General features: G+C 31.1%; 16 protein-coding genes and 1 other RNA gene. 14 read left to right on the forward strand and 3 right to left on the reverse strand.

Going from position 1 to position 18,023, the window contains the following annotated elements; all coding sequences use genetic code 11:
* The first annotated feature begins 784 nt into the window (after positions 1-784).
* The 9 genes from ACNMOQ_RS07120 to ACNMOQ_RS07160 all read left to right on the forward strand — a co-directional run bounded on the left by ACNMOQ_RS07120 (position 785) and on the right by ACNMOQ_RS07160 (position 10,328).
* On the forward strand, positions 785-1,120 hold the full coding sequence (locus tag ACNMOQ_RS07120) for a nucleotide pyrophosphohydrolase (RefSeq protein ID WP_016999972.1): 336 nt from the start codon (positions 785-787) through the stop codon (positions 1,118-1,120).
* A gap of 1 nt (position 1,121) precedes the next feature.
* On the forward strand, positions 1,122-2,243 hold the full coding sequence (gene bshA / locus ACNMOQ_RS07125) for an N-acetyl-alpha-D-glucosaminyl L-malate synthase BshA (RefSeq protein WP_064204572.1): 1,122 nt from the start codon (positions 1,122-1,124) through the stop codon (positions 2,241-2,243).
* A 1-nt stretch (position 2,244) separates the two neighbouring features.
* Positions 2,245-3,456: a CCA tRNA nucleotidyltransferase gene (locus tag ACNMOQ_RS07130; protein WP_416349613.1), complete on the forward strand. Its 1,212-nt coding sequence runs from the start codon at positions 2,245-2,247 to the stop codon at positions 3,454-3,456.
* Positions 3,443-4,411 (forward strand): biotin--[acetyl-CoA-carboxylase] ligase, encoded by a 969-nt coding sequence (locus ACNMOQ_RS07135; protein WP_416349614.1) that lies wholly within the window; start codon positions 3,443-3,445, stop codon positions 4,409-4,411. Before ACNMOQ_RS07130 ends, ACNMOQ_RS07135 begins: the two co-directional genes overlap by 14 nt.
* Positions 4,412-4,421: 10 nt before the next feature.
* On the forward strand, positions 4,422-7,115 hold the full coding sequence (locus ACNMOQ_RS07140; protein ID WP_416349615.1) for a helicase C-terminal domain-containing protein: 2,694 nt from the start codon (positions 4,422-4,424) through the stop codon (positions 7,113-7,115).
* Between the two features lie 62 nt (positions 7,116-7,177).
* Complete coding sequence (gene asnS, locus ACNMOQ_RS07145) at positions 7,178-8,470, forward strand: asparagine--tRNA ligase (protein ID WP_416349616.1); 1,293 nt, start codon at positions 7,178-7,180, stop codon at positions 8,468-8,470.
* 169 nt (positions 8,471-8,639) lie between these two features.
* Complete coding sequence (locus tag ACNMOQ_RS07150) at positions 8,640-9,332, forward strand: DnaD domain-containing protein (RefSeq protein ID WP_016999966.1); 693 nt, start codon at positions 8,640-8,642, stop codon at positions 9,330-9,332.
* Positions 9,322-9,990 carry an endonuclease III gene (gene nth / locus ACNMOQ_RS07155; protein ID WP_016999965.1) on the forward strand — a complete coding sequence of 223 codons (669 nt, stop codon included), beginning with the start codon at positions 9,322-9,324 and terminating at the stop codon, positions 9,988-9,990. The genes ACNMOQ_RS07150 and nth overlap by 11 nt, the downstream gene beginning before the upstream one ends.
* Positions 9,987-10,328: a YpoC family protein gene (locus ACNMOQ_RS07160; RefSeq protein WP_070045590.1), complete on the forward strand. Its 342-nt coding sequence runs from the start codon at positions 9,987-9,989 to the stop codon at positions 10,326-10,328. Before nth ends, ACNMOQ_RS07160 begins: the two co-directional genes overlap by 4 nt.
* 349 nt (positions 10,329-10,677) lie before the next feature.
* Here ACNMOQ_RS07160 and ACNMOQ_RS07165 read toward each other — a convergent pair whose 3' ends face one another.
* Positions 10,678-13,041 (reverse strand): transglycosylase domain-containing protein, encoded by a 2,364-nt coding sequence (locus ACNMOQ_RS07165; RefSeq protein WP_416349617.1) that lies wholly within the window; start codon positions 13,039-13,041, stop codon positions 10,678-10,680.
* Entirely contained in the window at positions 13,038-13,664 is a 627-nt protein-coding gene (gene recU, locus ACNMOQ_RS07170; protein ID WP_416349618.1) for a Holliday junction resolvase RecU, read from the reverse strand. The genes ACNMOQ_RS07165 and recU overlap by 4 nt, the downstream gene beginning before the upstream one ends.
* A gap of 168 nt (positions 13,665-13,832) precedes the next feature.
* Here recU and ACNMOQ_RS07175 point away from each other — a divergent pair, with 168 nt between their 5' ends.
* The 5 genes from ACNMOQ_RS07175 (at position 13,833) to ACNMOQ_RS07195 (ending at position 16,671) form a co-directional block, all read left to right on the forward strand.
* Positions 13,833-14,162 carry a DUF1798 family protein gene (locus ACNMOQ_RS07175; protein WP_017000952.1) on the forward strand — a complete coding sequence of 110 codons (330 nt, stop codon included), beginning with the start codon at positions 13,833-13,835 and terminating at the stop codon, positions 14,160-14,162.
* Complete coding sequence (locus ACNMOQ_RS07180) at positions 14,159-14,719, forward strand: SLOG family protein (protein WP_416349619.1); 561 nt, start codon at positions 14,159-14,161, stop codon at positions 14,717-14,719. Before ACNMOQ_RS07175 ends, ACNMOQ_RS07180 begins: the two co-directional genes overlap by 4 nt.
* Positions 14,720-14,732: 13 nt before the next feature.
* On the forward strand, positions 14,733-15,047 hold the full coding sequence (gpsB, locus tag ACNMOQ_RS07185; RefSeq protein WP_017000954.1) for a cell division regulator GpsB: 315 nt from the start codon (positions 14,733-14,735) through the stop codon (positions 15,045-15,047).
* 47 nt (positions 15,048-15,094) lie between these two features.
* Positions 15,095-15,465: RNase P RNA component class B (gene rnpB, locus ACNMOQ_RS07190), an RNA gene on the forward strand.
* 84 nt (positions 15,466-15,549) lie between these two features.
* Positions 15,550-16,671 carry a THUMP domain-containing class I SAM-dependent RNA methyltransferase gene (locus ACNMOQ_RS07195; RefSeq protein ID WP_070045591.1) on the forward strand — a complete coding sequence of 374 codons (1,122 nt, stop codon included), beginning with the start codon at positions 15,550-15,552 and terminating at the stop codon, positions 16,669-16,671.
* Between the two features lie 345 nt (positions 16,672-17,016).
* Here the strand turns inward: ACNMOQ_RS07195 and ACNMOQ_RS07200 are convergent, their stop codons facing one another.
* A complete protein-coding gene (locus ACNMOQ_RS07200; RefSeq protein WP_416349620.1) occupies positions 17,017-17,937 on the reverse strand; it encodes a nuclease-related domain-containing protein in 921 nt (306 codons plus the stop codon).
* Positions 17,938-18,023 lie beyond the last annotated feature (86 nt).

Consider the following 18,023-nt stretch of genomic DNA (forward strand, 5'->3'; position numbering starts at 1 on the left):
TTATGATGTCTTAGCTTTTTTTATATGGAGGATTATAATAAATTTCGGTATTGCCAGGGTAAAAACGGTATTTAATCTGATAATGTAGTGCACCATAAAAATTTATTTTGGTTCAGCTTTTGGGGTGCACTTCACAAAAGGGTTCTAGTTGGATTATTGTCTTAGTTAATCCAATAAAAGGTGCTCTAGTTGGATTATTGTCATAGTTAATCCAACAAAAGGGGTTCTAGTTGGATTATTGTCTTAGTTAATCCAATAAAAGGTGCTCTAGTTGGATTATTGTCTTAGTTAATCCAATAAAAAGGCTCTAATTTGATTTTCGACTTAATTAATCCAACAAAAGATGCTCTAGTTGGATTATTGTTTTAGTTAATCCAACAAAAGGGGTTCTAGTTGGATTATTGTCTTAGTTAATCCAACAAAAGGGGCTCTAGTTGGATTATTGTCTTAGTTAATCCAACAAAAGGTGCTCTAATTGGATTTTCGACTTAATTAATCCAACAAAAGGTGCCCTAGTTGGATTATTGCCTTAGTTAATCCAACTAGAAGTGCAATTCGTGAATTTACGACATTCTTAATCCAATAACAGAACCCAATCGCAATTTAATTCATCCACGATCCAAATCACTTCTCAATCTAAGTTTTTCTATACCTTTATACGGTGCTATTTTGCGGTAAACTCTACTATGCCGAGTTTATTACATTGTCATTATGTATATAAATCCTTTATAATTTTATTAAGTGGGCTCAAAAAAACAAAATATAAATATTAGGGGGAAGTACAATGGATATGCATGAAATGCAAAAGGAAGTAGATGCATATATTTCTCAGTTTAAGACTGGTTATTTTTCTCCATTAGCGAATTTAGCTCGTTTGACTGAAGAAGTGGGTGAACTTGCTAGAGAAATTAATCATTCTCATGGTGAGAAAAAGAAAAAATCTACTGAAGAAGATAATACAATAGAAGCAGAATTAGGAGATAATTTATTTGTTTTAATTTGTCTTGCTAACTCTCTAGATATAGATTTAAATCAAAGTTTTGAAAATACAATGCAAAAATTTAATACGAGAGATAAAGATCGTTTTGAACGCATAGATGAAAATAGTAAGGAGGATTAACATGAAAATAGGGATAACTTGCTATCCTTCTATGGGTGGTTCTGGCATAGTAGCCACAGAATTAGGGTTAGAAATGGCTAAAAGAGGACACGAAATACATTTTATCACTTCTAATATGCCCTTTAGGATGAAAGAACCTGTGCCAAACGTGACTTTTCACCAAGTTGATGTTAATCAGTATTCAGTATTTCAATATCCTCCATATGACATAACATTAAGCGCTAAAATTGCAGATGTTATCAATGATTATGATTTAGACATTTTACATATGCATTACGCTGTACCACACGCTATATGTGGAATATTAGCAAGACAAATTTCTGGTAAAGATGTTAAGATTATGACGACATTACATGGTACTGATATAACTGTATTAGGATATGACACTTCTTTACAAAGCGCGATCCGATTTGGCATTGAGAAAAGTGATGTCGTTACAAGTGTTAGTAACAGCTTGAAAAAGGAAACTTATGAAATTATACAACCAGATAAAGAAATCAAAACAATTTATAATTTCGTTCAAGAAGACAGTTTCCCCCAAGTTTACAATAAAGAATTAAAATCTAGATATGGCATTAAAGAAGATGAAAAAGTGATTACGTTCGTATCAAACTTTAGAAAAGTAAAACGCGTGCATGATGTCGTAGAAACATTTTCTAAAATAAATAAAGAAATTAAATCAAAGTTACTTTTAATCGGTGACGGTCCAGAACTTCAGGATGCTAAAGAGCAAATAAAATCATTGGGCATAGAAGATAATGTACTGTTTTTAGGTAAACAAGATAAAGTGAACACATTCTATCAAATGTCTGATATTACACTTCTATTAAGTGAAAAAGAAAGTTTTGGTCTCGTACTACTAGAAGCTATGCTTACTGGTGTTTTACCTATAGGGACAAACGCTGGCGGTATAAAAGAAGTAATCAAAGATGGTATTACAGGATATACTGTAGACGTTGGTGATACTGACTTAGCAAGTAAACGAGCGATTGATTTATTAACTGATAGCGAATTGTATAACAAAATGCAACAAGCTATGATACAAGATGTTAAAGAGCGATTTTCATCTAAAGTTATCGCTGATCAATATGAAAATTGTTATATTAACATGTTAGGAGATTAATATGAATGACACAAAAATTTTCGAACAGTCTAAATGGATAATCGAACAACTTGAGAATTATGGCCATAAAGCTTTTTTTGTTGGAGGATCTGTACGTGATTTTTTAATGAATAAAGCAATTTCAGATGTTGATATAACGACGAGTGCCTTACCAGATGAAGTAGAGTCTATTTTTGACAAAACACTACCAATCGGTAAAGAACATGGAACGATTATGGTTATAAGTAATGAACAACAATTTGAAGTTACAACTTTTAGAAAAGATGGAGATTATGTAGATCATCGTAGACCGACATCAGTTCAATTTGTAACGGATTTATACGAAGATGTTGCTAGACGTGATTTTACAATGAACGCTTTAGCCATGGATAAAAATTATGGTATACATGATTATTTTAACGGCAAAGAAGATATCGAAAATCACATTATTAAAGCTGTAGGTACACCATTAGATAGAATGAATGAAGATGCATTACGCATAATGAGAGGTATTCGTTTTCAAGCACAAACTGGTTTTGATATTGAAATAGACACTCAAAATGCTATGAAAGACACTGTTCATTTATTAAGTAACATTTCAATAGAACGCATTATAGTAGAGTTAAAAAAGCTTATCTCTGGCAGTTATATAAAAGAATCAAAGAGAACAATTGATTCTTTATCAATTTTTCAACATATACCATTTTTTGAACAAATTAAGAATGATGAAATTTTTATGCCTACTGACGCAGACTTTGACTTATGGATTGGAGCCTTATGCTTCATTTATAAAGTCGACACAACTTCACTAAATACACTCAAAATTAGTAATTTAGAACGAAAACAAATCATAGCTTATGTAGAGTTACTTAAATCATTTTCCAAAAAGAATATTAGCAAACAACAATTAACTTTAATCGTTTATAAATATGGTGATGTTCAAGTCAAAAATATTTTAAATCTTATTAAAGAATATCATGAAATGTTAAATATTGAATATCAACCAGTTATTATGAATAACATATTAATAGATGAAATATATGGTAAACTACCTATATACAATAAATCGGAATTAAATATTAATGGCCAAATATTAATGACCGAATTTAATAAAACTGGTGGACCGTGGATTAAACATGCTTTAAACCAGCTGGAAGAGGCTGTTGTATTAAATAAAGTGAACAATAAACGGTATGAATTAATAGAATGGATGAGAGAACATGTCGAAATATAAGCATGAAATAATTCGTTATTTATACAAACAAAATGAATATTTATCTGGTCAACATATAGCTGAAGCTTTAGACTGTTCAAGAGTAACGGTAAAAAAAGTGATGGATCAATTACGTAATGACGGATATGAAATAGAATCTATATCTAATAAAGGTTATAAGCTCAATCAACTTCCTGATAACTGGCAAGAAGATATTGTTAATATAGATATTCAAAATAACAAAATATTAAATAAAGCATATGTAGAACCACAAGTTGATTCTACTCAAATCTTAGCTAAGTCAATACTCAATAAAGATGATGGTTCTTTCATAGTATTGAGCGATGAGCAGACGAAAGGAAGAGGTCGTTTCAATCGACCATGGTCATCATTAAAAGGCAAAGGATTATGGATGTCAGTCGTATTACGACCAGACATACCAATTCAAAAAATGTCGACATTTAATTTATTTATTAGTCTAGCAATTCAAGAAGTTATCGAAGAGCATTACCAGTTGCCAAGTAAAATCAAATGGCCGAATGATATATATATCAATGAAAAAAAAGCATGTGGATTTTTAACAGAAATGATAGCTGATACTGATGGTGTAAATGCAATTATATGTGGAATAGGCTTAAATTTAAATCAAACCGAAGAAGATTTTAAAAAGGCAAAGCAGGATCGTGCAACAAGTTTACATATTGAAAAAGAAAGTCATATTGAGCCATATCAATTTTTAGAGAACTTATTACTTTCCATCGAAGATAAATATGAACAATTTTTAAATGGGGAATTTACCGATATAAAAGAGGTATATAAAAGTAAAAGTATGATTTGGAATCGTGAGCTGATATATACTGAAGGCAAGAAAAGAATAAAAGGGCGAGCAATTGATATTCAAGATAATGGCTTTTTAACAGTGATATCTCAAGATGGTGAACTTTATCAATTTATGAGTGCAGATATCGAAATATAGGAGAGATAATATGGCACAAAGATACGCGGTTGTAGATTTAGAAACAACTGGTAATCAAATACAATATGACGAGATTATACAAATTGGTATAACTTTTGTAGAAGGTTTCAAAGTCGTGGATACATATCATACATATGTAAAAACAGATTTAGAAATCCCATCTTTTATACAAGCTTTAACGAACATAACAGAACAAGACTTATTTGAAGCACCTTATTTTGAAGAAGTTAGCAAATCCCTTTACGCACAACTAAAAGATTGTGTATTTGTTGCGCATAATGTTTTATTTGATTTAAATTTCTTAAAATCTCACTTTGAAAAACATCAAATTGAATTTGAACCAAAATTAGCGATAGACACGATGGAGTTATTTAAAATTGCTTTCCCACAAGAAGAAAGTTATCAATTAAGTGAATTAAGCCAATCTTTAGAAGTAGATTTAAATCAAGCACATAGTGCAGATGAAGATGCGAAAGCAACAGCCTTATTATTTATTAAAGCTATTAAAAAAATAGAATCATTACCGATAGACACAATTAAACAATTATATTATTTATCGAAATCTTTAAAATATAACTTAAGTGACGTGCTTTTCGAAATCGTAAGAACTTCTCAAAGTAAAGAAGAATCACTGCATAATATTAAAAAATATCAAAATATATATTATTTAAAGCAAAAACCTATAAAGAAATCTAGTAGTAAAGATACGATTTCTATTGATGAAGCGTATGAAAGAATTTTAGAAAAGTTCGGATTTGATTATCGTAAAGAACAATATCAACTTGTTCAACAGTTATTTGATTCGTTACTGCATAATGAAAATGCGTTGATTGAAGCGCCTCTAGGTAGTGGCAAATCTATGAGTTTCGTTCTTGCATCTTTATTATATTATTTAGAAACTGGCGAACATATTCTCGTTTCGACGCATACTAAATTATTACAAAATCAACTATTAGAACAAGAATTTAACAAAGTATTAGATGTGCTCAATCTTGATTTGAAAGCTATGATTATTAAAAGTAAAGATCATTATATATCTTTAGGTTTAATTTTAAATATTTTACAAGATGACACTGATAATTATGAAGCTACCATTCTTAAAATGCAGCTTTTAGTATGGATACTTGAAACTGAAACCGGGGACATCGAACAATTGCACTTAAAAGGTGGACAAAAAGTATTTTTCGAACAAAAAAGAACTACTTATGTACCTTTTAAAAATGATATACATTACTATCAATTTGTTAAGGAAAGTGCGAATCATGTAGAAATAGGGATAACTAATCATGCACACTTACTTCAACATAGTACAGAAGACACTGTATACCAATTATTCAAACACATAATTGTAGATGAAGCGCACAGAATACAAGACTACGCTTTAAATCAAGTAACTGATGTATTAAGCTATCAACACATTAAATATCACCTTGGTTTATTAGGTAAAAATGAACAAGAGAAATTATTTAAGAGGTTGGATAAGTTAGAAAACAGAAGAGTTATAGAACAATATCCAATTGAACCGATTGATATTTATCAACTAAAACGAGATATAGATTTATTGCATGAACAAAATGAAAATTTATTTGATAATTTAATGAATCAAATTAACGAAAAACATCATAATCAGCAACAATATGACAATCAAATCCATTACTTTTATGATTTAGAAATTGATGAGATTTCCGAAATTTTCAAGAAGCAAATTAGTACAATAAATCAAATATTATCAAGATTCAAATCTTATACACATGCTCATATAAAAGCATTTAGAAAAGAGCTTATTTATATTTATCATCAATATACTAAAATTTATAATATGATAAAAGCAGGGCAAGTGCCGTTTGTTTCTATAAAAAAATTATCCCAGAAATCAACACTTTCTTTATTTGTAAAAAAAGAAGAAGTGAAAGATTTATTAAATGAAGTATTCATAGAACAGTTTAATAGTAATATATTTATTTCAGGGACTTTAACAGTTAATGAATCATTTAACTCGTTTAAATCAATGTTTCCAGATGATATAGCATTTAAAAGCTATTTCCTAAATGATATATACGATTTAAAAAATCAAGCATCATGTTTCGTTCCAGAAAACATGCCACAATATCAATACCAAGACCAAGATGAATACATTGAAACAATCGTGCATTATTTATCAGCTTTTGTAACTGAAACCAATCAAAAATGTTTAGTTTTATTTACCAATTATTCAATGTTATATCAAGCTTATCGATATATGGAAGAACTAGAAATGTTTAGTGATTATGTCATTTTAATGCAGCAACAACATTCGCACGTCTATAAATTAGTACAACAATTTAATCAGTTTGATAAAACGATATTGTTAGGTACTTTGTCATTCTTTGAAGGCTTCGATTATCAATCTGCCGGAATAAAATGTGTCATGATGACAAAATTACCGTTTATACATCAAGACGACCCAAGATATCATCTGATGAAAGATGAATTTGAAAATCCTTTTAAAGATTTTGTTTTGCCTGATGCAGTAACAAAATTCAGACAAGGTATTGGCAGATTAATTCGTAACAAACATGATCAAGGCTTACTTGTGTGCTTTGACAGAAGAATTTTAGATAGTACTTATAGTAAATTTTTCATTAATGCTTTAGGAGAAATACCTGTTATAGAAGGCGACATAGATAAATTTACAGATAAGCTAAGAAAATATTCAAACAGATAGCAGTTCCATGTATTATTTGATAAAATAACAATAGGTAATTTATTTGAATAGGAGAAATAATAATGAACATAACGATTAAACAAGCTAAAGATTATGTCAATCAAGAAGTGACAATCGGTGCTTGGATTGCTAACAAGCGATCAAGTGGTAAAATTGCGTTTTTACAATTAAGAGACGGGACAGGCTTTATGCAAGGTGTTGTAGTTAAAGCTGAAGTTTCGGAAGAAGTATTCCAAACTGCAAAATCTATAAACCAAGAGTCATCTGTATATATCACAGGAACAATTACAGAAGATGACCGTTCTAAATTTGGATATGAAATACAAGTAAGTGATATTGAAGTTATTTCAGAATCACATGATTATCCAATCACACCAAAAAATCATGGTACAGAATTCTTGATGGACCACAGACATTTATGGTTACGTTCTAAACGTCAACATGCTGTTATGAAAATTAGAAACGAAATTATTCGTGCGACATATGAATTCTTTAATGACAATGGATTTACAAAAATAGATCCACCTATATTAACGGGAACTGCACCAGAAGGTACGAGTGAGTTATTCCATACTAAATACTTTGATGAAGATGCATTCTTATCACAAAGTGGCCAGTTATACTTAGAAGCTGCTGCAATGGCACACGGAAGAGTATTCAGTTTCGGACCAACTTTTAGAGCAGAAAAATCAAAAACTAGACGTCATCTAATTGAATTCTGGATGATTGAAGGCGAAGTGGCTTTCATGAACCACGATCAAAGTTTAGAAGTACAAGAAAACTATGTACATCACATAATTAAATCTGTACTTAAAAACTGTCAATTAGAATTAGAACTATTAGAAAGAGATACTTCTAAATTAGAACAAGTTACAACGCCTTTCCCTCGTATTACTTACGACGAAGCAGTTGAGTTCTTAATTGAGGAAGGCTTTACTGATATTGAATGGGGAGACGACTTTGGAGCGCCACATGAAACGGCTATCGCTAACCACTACGATAAACCAGTATTCATCGTGAACTACCCAACTAAAATTAAACCATTCTATATGGAACCAAATCCAGAAAACCCTGATACAGTTTTATGTGCTGACTTAATTGCACCCGAGGGATATGGTGAGATTATTGGTGGTTCAGAAAGAATTAATGATTTAGAATTATTAAATCAACGTATTAGAGAATACGGTCTTGATCCAGAAGCTTACGAATACTACACTGACTTAAGAAAATACGGTAGTGTTCCTCATAGTGGTTTTGGATTAGGCCTTGAAAGAACAGTAGCTTGGTTAAGTGGCGTAGAACATGTAAGAGAAACATCACCATTCCCAAGATTATTAAATCGCTTATATCCATAGGAAGTGGGACAGAAATCTCATTTAAACCCCACCTCGACAGGATAACTAGATTTGAAAAGCTTGATATGAGCGTATTATCAATCCTGTCAGTTATGGCTAATATAATGAATGAGTCTGGGACATTTATTTATGTCTCAGACTCTTCTATTACAAAGTAGGTGAAATAAACATGTACACGAGCCAAATGTTAAAAGAAAAACCGGTTGTAATACAAAGATCTTTATTTAATCATTACGCAGATTTAGGTTTAAATGAAAAACAATTTGTTATTTTAATTAAACTATTGGATAAAGAAAATAACAGTGGTCTACAACCACCTTTAGAAGAAGTTCAACAAGGAACGAGTTTATCTATACAAGAAGTTAGTCACATAGTTAACCAATTATCTTTGCTGAAATGTATAGATATTAAAATCGAAAAAGACGAACAGCATAAATATAATGAGTTTATATCATTCGAACCATTGTATGAACAACTAGCTTTAGTTTTAAACGAAAGTACTCAAGAAAATGAAAATGAAAAATTGAATATTCAATTCAAAAATTTGTTCCAAGAATTTGAATCTACTTTTGGTAGACCTTTAACACCTCTAGAAGTACAAACGCTTAATCACTGGATTGATAGTGACAAACATTCTAACGAGCTGATTATGAGTGCTCTAAACGAAGCACACAGTTTAGAAAAATTGAGTTTTAAATATATAGATAGAATTTTATTAAATTGGAAAAAGAAAAATATCACAACAGTTTCTTCTTCTAAACAAGAAAGTGAAAAATTTAATCAAAGTAAAAAAGTAAAACATAATGTTAATTTAATCCCAACTTTTGATTGGGTGAATGGGGAGAATCCTTATGATAAGTAAAAAGAAAGCATTAGAAATGGTTGATGTAATTGACGGGATGTTTCCTGATGCTGAATGCGAACTTAGACATGATAATCCTTTCGAACTTACAATTGCAGTATTACTATCTGCCCAATGTACAGACGTCTTAGTCAATAAAGTTACAAAATCTTTATTTGAAAAGTACAAAACACCTGAAGATTATTTAAATGTAAGTTTAGAAGAATTACAAGATGATATTAGATCGATAGGTTTATACCGCAATAAAGCTAAAAACATACAGAAATTATGCCAATCATTATTAGATAACTATGATGGTATCGTTCCACAAACACATAAAGAACTAGAATCATTAGCTGGAGTAGGTAGAAAAACAGCTAACGTAGTCATGAGTGTTGCTTTTGGAGAACCATCACTAGCAGTGGATACACATGTAGAACGTGTTTCAAAACGATTAGGAATATGTAGAATTAAAGATAATGTTCGACAAGTAGAAGATAGACTATGTAGCATTATCCCTAGAGAACGTTGGACGAAAAGTCATCATCAACTTATATTCTTCGGAAGATACCATTGTGTAAGTCGTAAACCAAAATGTGAAGTATGTCCTTTATTAGATGATTGTAGAGAAGGGCAAAAACGATTAAGAGCAGGATTAGTAAAGGTTGATGGCGCATGATAGATAAAAATGACTTTATAGAACTAGAAGAACAAATAGAACCGTTAGTAAAGCAAAAGCAATTAAAAACTGATAAAGCACGTCAACTTCTAGATCAATATTACAAACTGATTATGGACTATTTTAAACAAATCAATGAAATAGAAGAGTTTGATATAGATAATATAGAACAATATCCAGTAGTACCTATGAACTTTTCAGAAAGATATCAATATATTAATCAGCGAATCTATCACTTTATGGGATATAGACAAATGGTGACACTTAAAGATGAATTGATTAAGATGAATGCGAGATATCAATTGCAACTAAAAAGAAAACGAAACTCACAAAAATAAAAGGTCTTTTCATTAGATAAATTATTCTAATGAAAAGACTTTTTTCATTGGACGAGGAATTTATATTTATGGGGCTAAAGAGCTTGTTTGAATGGACTTGCACGTTAGAGCAGGTGATTTTACATTTATTATTGTCACGTTTGATAAGAAAAGGCAACAAGGCTATCCTTATTGACACGTTTGATAAGAAAAGGCAACAAAGCCACTCTTATTGTCACGTTTGATAAGAAATGACAACAAGGCTACTCTTATTGTCACGTTTGATAAGAAATGACAACAACCGCACCCTAAACAACACTATTTTGTATCAAACAAAAAAATGGTAGCTCATATGAGCTACCATTTTTCTTTAATTTTCATCTTTTGCTTGTTCTGCAGCTTGTTCTGCTGAACTAGAGCTGGATGAGCTATTAGTGGAACTATCACTTGAGGAATCATCTTCATCACCATCAGAGTCGGAGTCAGAGGATTCTTCAGTTGTAGGTTGTTCCGTTGTTACATCTTCATTACGTGCTTGTTGTGGAGATGTATTAGATTGTGTTGAATTCTGTGTTGAGTTTCTTTGTGTTGTTTGTGGTTCATTTGTATTTACGTTGTTATTGTTGTTTGAGAAATTGTAACTGTCATTGTTTTCTTGTTCGTTGCCAGTGTCTGGTGATGAACTAGTTGTTGTTTGATTATCCTCATTACCAGCAACACTTAAGCTCTTGCCGCTACCTGATACTGAATCTGGTTTTTCAAAGTCAGTGCCATCGTAACTTGAAATTTGACTCATTACATCTTTGAATAACGTTTGTGGTTTTACTTGTTCGTCATGTCCTAAGAATGAGTTTTCACCGTATTCTTTAACTTTAGTGAAGCCCATCCATACTGACATTGTGTACTGTGGTGTATAACCAGTAATCCAAACGTCTTTAGCTGCATTTTCAGGTAAGTTATATTCAGTGTAAACTTCGTCACCATAAGTACCTGTACCTGTCTTAGCAGCTACGTTAAGTCCGCTAATACCCATTCCGTAAGCTGAACCATAAGGATCGAATGTTCCTTTAAGCATTTCAGTTAACATATAAGCAGTGTAATCTTCCATAGCTTTATGGCTTTCTTTAGAGAATTTAATTGTTTCATCATCTTGTGTTACAACTTTTCTTATTGATTTAGCTTCGTTGTATGTTCCGCCGTTACCCATAGAAGCAAATGCTGATGCTAATTGAGTAGTGGAGAATTCAGATTGTGAACCACCAAGTACTTCTGATGGACCGATTGTATCTTTATAATTTAAGTTTACTTTAGATGCGAAGTCTCTAACAGCTTTCTCACCAGCGTTTTGGTTTGTTTCTTGCCAAGCTTTCAATGCTGGTATGTTATAAGATCTTGCAAGTGCATCAGCCATTGTTACTGAGCCATGACCTTTACCATCATAGTTCTTAAATATGCTACCGTTAATATTATATTCATTTTCATCTTGGAACTTATGGTTTGTAGCATACTGCATATTTTCAATAGCTGGACCATAAGCTAGTAATGGTTTTAATGATGAACCAGTAGGGTGGGCATCTGTTGCTTGGTTTCTATCTACAACATCTTTATAATTCTTACCACCACTAATACCTACAAGTTTACCAGTCTTCGTATTTACTATTGAAGAACCAGCAATTTGGTCATCGTTTTTATAGAATGTACCATTGTCGATTGAATCTTGTAATGTTTTTTGTACATCTTTGTCCATATTTGTGTAAATCTTAAGTCCGCTTGTCATAATATCGTTTAATGACTGTTTCTTGAATGCTTTGTTTTCTTTAAGTTCTTGTTTAACGTAGTTAACATATGATGCGTATTCATTGTCTGGTGTTTCAGTCATTGCATCGTTTCTTTCTTCTACAGTACGTTTGATTAAGTTTTTATCTATTGGTGTATCTTGTGCTTCTTTCATTTCTTTCTTAGAAATTCTACCATGTCTTTCCATTAAATAGAGTACAGTATCTTTACGCTTTTCAGCACCTTCAGGATTATCATATATATTATATTGGTTAGGTACTTGAGGTAAACCAGCTAAATAAGCAGTTTCGGCTAAATTAAGATCTTTTAGCTTCTTATCAAAATAATATTTAGCAGCTGTTTGAGAACCGTAAATACCATCTGAATAGTAGATTTTATTTAAATACATTTCAAAGATTTCATCTTTAGAGTATTCTTGTTCTAATCTGTATGAAAGATATGCTTCTTGTGCTTTTCTCTCTACTGATTTCTTATCTGTTAAGAATGAGCGTTTAACAACTTGTTGTGTTAATGTTGAAGCACCTTGTGAGCCAAATCCGCCCGTAAAGTTTTTCATAACAGCTCCAGATAAACGTTTGTAGTCTAAAGCACCATGTTCATAAAATCGATTATCTTCTGTTGCTAATACTGCATCTTTCATTTTGTCAGGAACATCATCAAATTTTACGTGTTCACGTTTTTGTCCCATGTATAAGGTTGTTACGAGGTTGTCGTTCTTATCGTAAATCTTAGTTGGTAATTGGTCTTTCAAAGCACTTTCATTGAAAGCAGGAGCTTTCCAAGCATAGTATGCAAATAATAGAACACCTACTATGACCATTGCCAAAAATGCTAGAACAAGGATACCAAACACCTTGATTATAGTTCTTTTGATATTCCTCTTCTTCTTAGGTTGTTCTTTGTTATTTTTACTATTAGAAGCTTTTGATTTACTCATTTGAGCGCCTCACTTTCTATTTTTATCAATTGATCAACTATTTTTATGTAGTCTATTCTAGGTCTATATTGGTAAGGAATTAAATAACCATCTCTTTCGATTTCTTGTTTAGTGATTGATTTTTTGCCTCCTGATTTATATCTGTCCCAATATACCATGAATTTCCTAAAAGGCAATAAAAATACGCTATCATGGTAGCTGAATTTTATCAATAAAAAACATATGCCTTTTTGTTTTAAAATTTGGTTCATGTGAGAAACTTGATGATCATGAATGTTATTTAAAGGGAAACTCGTTTTGTTTTTAGTTTCTTTGGCTTCAAAGTCAATATAATATCCTTGGTAAATACCATTATAATCTGTAGTAGAAGGCTTTCTAAAATAAGCTTCCTTAATAACAGCTTTTTGTCTCTTCGGATAATCTACATCAACAATTTGCACTGGTGTCGGTTTTTTATGAATAACTGCGATTTCTTCTAATCTATAAAATTGATTAGATTTATCAATTTCCTCTTCTAAATTCATCCCACGTTTACCATATTGTATTTTACTATAATTTGTCTGGTTTTGCCGTGAGACTTTAGAAGTATTTTTTGAAACTTTTTTACCATTTGGATAATTCAAATACATCACCTAGCTTTACTTCATAAAAACTCTACATATTATACCTTATTTCATTATAAGTTACAAAAGTTTTTTATGAAACATATATATTCTAGAACATACCTAGTTATGTTATCATTTTATCGTGAGGTATTATAAATTACAAACTGATTGATAGTAGGGATAAAAATGATTGAAACACTTTTAAATAAACTTACTGAAATGCAAGAAATTTTTAGTAACGCTAAAAATGATCATGAATATGATTTCTATAAAGATGTTGTACCTTTTGTTGAATATGTAGATGAATGTCTAGAACAATTTATACAACATAAAAATACAATATTACAATTACAATATATGAATGAACAAAAGTTCGAATTATTAATAGATAACTATAAAGAATTATCAGTAGAATGCCATTATAAACGTACAAGTAAAAAACTATTTCTAGAAAAACATAAAGCTGTTCAACATGATTTAAAATATATACAAACACATTTAGGTGATTTGTCATGAGTTCTATTTATTTTACAGGGTATAAGCCTTTTGAGTTAAATATTTTTAAAGATGACCAACCAGAAGTAAAAGTCATTAAAGCTTATATTAAAGAATTGATAGAAAATGAAATAGAAGAGGGGCTTGAATGGGTTATTATTTCAGGACAGCTTGGTTTTGAATTATGGTCCGCTGAAGTTACGATTGATTTAAAAAATAAATACCCAGATTTAAAGCTCGCAATCTTGACTCCTTTTCTAAATCATTTTAATAAATGGAATGAAACAAACCAGCAAAAGTATCAAAACATCGTCATGAATGCTGACTACCTCAACGCTATACATCAAAGTGAGTATCAAGGCGCGTTTCAATTTCAACAAGCTAATGATTTCATTTTAGATAATACTGACAAGACCATTTTATTTTATGACGACGAACAAGAAGCTTCACCAAAGTACTTTAAGACTAAGTTAGTTGATTTTGCGGAAAAGACAAATTATACTTATAATGTTATAACATTCATGGATTTACAGGATTTTATGGAATTTAATTATAATAATGGTAATGAATCTTATTAAATGAGGTGTAAAAATGGCTGATGTAACTTTGAAGTTATCTGCTAAAGATATTTACGAGAAAGAATTTGAAAGAGGTCTAAGAGGTTTCAAGACTGAAGAAGTCGATGCATTTTTAGATGACATTATTTCTGATTATCAAAAAATGGCAGACTTAAATAATGAAGTCATTAAATTAACTGAAGAAAATAGTAAATTAAATAAAGAAATCGAACAATTAAGGATTAGAGTTGCCTCAGGTAGACCACAAGGCTCTCAACAATACAGCTCTAATAATGTCGATATTTTAAAGAGAATTTCAAATCTTGAAAAAGCTGTATTTGGTGAATAAAAGATAGTTATTAATCATAATTTATGATATAATTCTTCTTTGAGTGATATTTCGGGTAATCGCTACGTAAAGTAGAGGAAAGTCCATGCTCACACATTCTGAGATGAATGTAGTGTTCGTGCTTGGTGAAACAATAAGCCAGGGCAATTATTGACGGCAACGAAATAACCTAAGTTTATTTTAAATATGGTTAGTGTAGTTTGAAAGTGCCACAGTGACGTAGCTTCTACAGAAATGTAGAAGGTGGAACGCGGTAAACCCCTCGAGTGAGCAATCCAAAATTGGTAGGAGCACTTCTTTGACGGAAATGAACGGAATAAGAAGGTATGTTAAACATACAGACAGATGATTATCACTGGCGTACGAGTGTAACTAGTACACGTTTGAAGTACTAAAGGACAGAACATGGCTTACAGATTTATCACTTACTAGTGTCGCTCTCCCACGTAGGAGAGCTTTTTATTTGGAAATAATATTAAATTTAATATAAAGGAGTATATACATGTATCAATTACTCGCTACTAGTCCAATGGGATTAGAATCAATTGTTGCTAAAGAAGTTCAAGAACTTGGCTATGAAACAACAGTAGAAAACGGTCGCGTATTATTTGAAGGTGACGAAACTGCAATAGTGAAAGCAAACTTATGGTTACGAACAGCTGACAGAGTCAAAATCGTAGTCGGACGCTTTCATGCTACCACTTTTGATGAACTTTTTGAAAAGACAAAATCATTACCATGGGAAAGTGTTATCGGAGCTAAAGGTATGTTCCCTGTTCAAGGTAAAAGTGTAAAATCTAAACTCTTCAGTGTTTCTGACTGCCAAGCAATTGTTAAAAAAGCAATTGTTGAAAGACTTAAACATGTATATAACATAAAAGGTTGGATTGATGAAACAGGTAGTAAGTATCAAGTAGAAGTTTCAATGTTGAAAGATGAAGCATTCCTTACTATTGATACTTCTGGTTCAGGATTGCATAAAAGAGGCTATAGATTAGCACAAGGTGAAGCACCAATGAAAGAAACATTAGCAGCAGCACTTGTTCGCTTAACGAATTGGAAAGGTGAAACACCATTTATCGATCCGTTCTGTGGTTCTGGAACAATTGCTATAGAAGCTTGTTTAATCGCTCAAAATATAGCACCAGGATTTAATCGAAGTTTTGCAAGTGAAGATTGGGATATTATACCAGAAGGTTTATTTGAACAATTAAGACAAGAAGCTGATGAAGCTGCTGACTATGATAAAGAAATTAATCTTGTGGCAAGTGATATAGATCCTAAAATGGTAGAAATAGCTAAAGCAAACGCTGATGAAGTAGGTTTAGGAGACGTTATCAAATTTAAAGTACAAGACGTTCACGATGTTTCAGTACCAGAAGGTCCAGTATCTATAATTGGTAACCCTCCATATGGAGAGCGTATAGGTGAGCGAAACGAAGTAGAAGCTATGTATAAACATTTAGGCGAAATTATAAATAAAAACAATCAAGTTTCACTTTATATGTTAACAAGCTATAAAGAATTCGAACATTTAATAGGTCGTAAAGCAACAAAACGAAGAAAACTCTTTAACGGTTATATTGAATGTACTTATTATCAATATTGGGGTAAAAGAAAATAAACCTTATTGTTATAGACAAATCAAACGCGAAGATGCGTGTTGATTTGTCTATTTTTTGTAGTAGGTGGGGTAGTTATTGACACTTCTCACTAAACGTGTCAATAACGATAGTCTTGTTGACACTTCTCATCAAACGTGTCAATAACAGTACCCTTGTTGACGCTTCTCACCAAACGTGTCAATAACGATAGTCTTGTTGACACTTCTCATCAAACGTGTCAATAACAGTACCCTTATTGTCTTTTCTCATCAAACGTGTCAACAACATATTGTAAAATCACTGGCTAACGTGCAAGTTACATTAAACAAGCTCGTTAGCCAATATGATACTGCCCAAAATTCATACTATTTGTTATCTTTATGAAATTCATGGTTCATATTATAGCTAAATTTTATATTTCTTTTTTGTTCTGGCAAAAAATACTTAGTACAAATTCTTCTAACTGTTCTCTCTTTGAATGGACTGCACCAATCTATAGCTTCTTTAATTGTAAATGGAGCTCTTTTTAGACAATATAATTCTCTTAAATTATTTATCAAAATTTCTTTATTTAATACATCCTTCTCACAATAAGTACAATAATTATATTTTTGTAAATCTTTAACAATGATAGTGTTTAATTTTTTACAGACTGGACACCTTATTCCTTTTTCAATGGTATTAAATTCGACAAAGTTTTCTCGTTGATAATATTTTGAATGTGTTTTTTCGTATTTTTTAATTTTATTTAAAATCAAAAAATCATTATTAGGACTTTTTATGGGAATAATTTTAGATAGGCTATTTAACTGATGGGGTAGTATAAAATTGTGATAAGGTAATTGTAAATGGTTCGTTAAAATAAAGCAGGAGTTTGTAAATACGACATATGATTCAATATTTACATTAATATCAAGCTTATTACATAAATATCTTAATTCGTGCTCAATTTTTTTCATTTGTATAAAAGGGGATTGAATTTGTGCACCTAATTTACTTTTCATAAAATTTTCTTCAAAATACCATTCTCCGCTAAAGTTTTTTATTTCAAATATGATTAATTTATTTTGAGAAATTACTAGAAAATCTATTTGTGTATGATTATTATTTCCTATTTCTAAATTTCTAAAATGACATACATTGCCAGTTGCATCTAATAATGCTTTGAAATATTTTTCACCATCATTTCCTGATTGCATAAATAATAAATCTTTACGATGGTCGTTATTGAGTATAACTCTTCCTTCTAAAGACTGGATATATAATTTATAATCTCGTTCGTTCATTTTTCTCTCCTTACAAAAATAGTATGGAACATAAGTCTTAACTTAAAATAGCATCTCATTTATAACTGAGTAAATCAGTGAAATGA

Source organism: Mammaliicoccus lentus, from assembly GCF_947036595.1.
In the GTDB taxonomy this organism is placed as follows: Bacteria; Bacillota; Bacilli; order Staphylococcales; family Staphylococcaceae; genus Mammaliicoccus; species Mammaliicoccus lentus.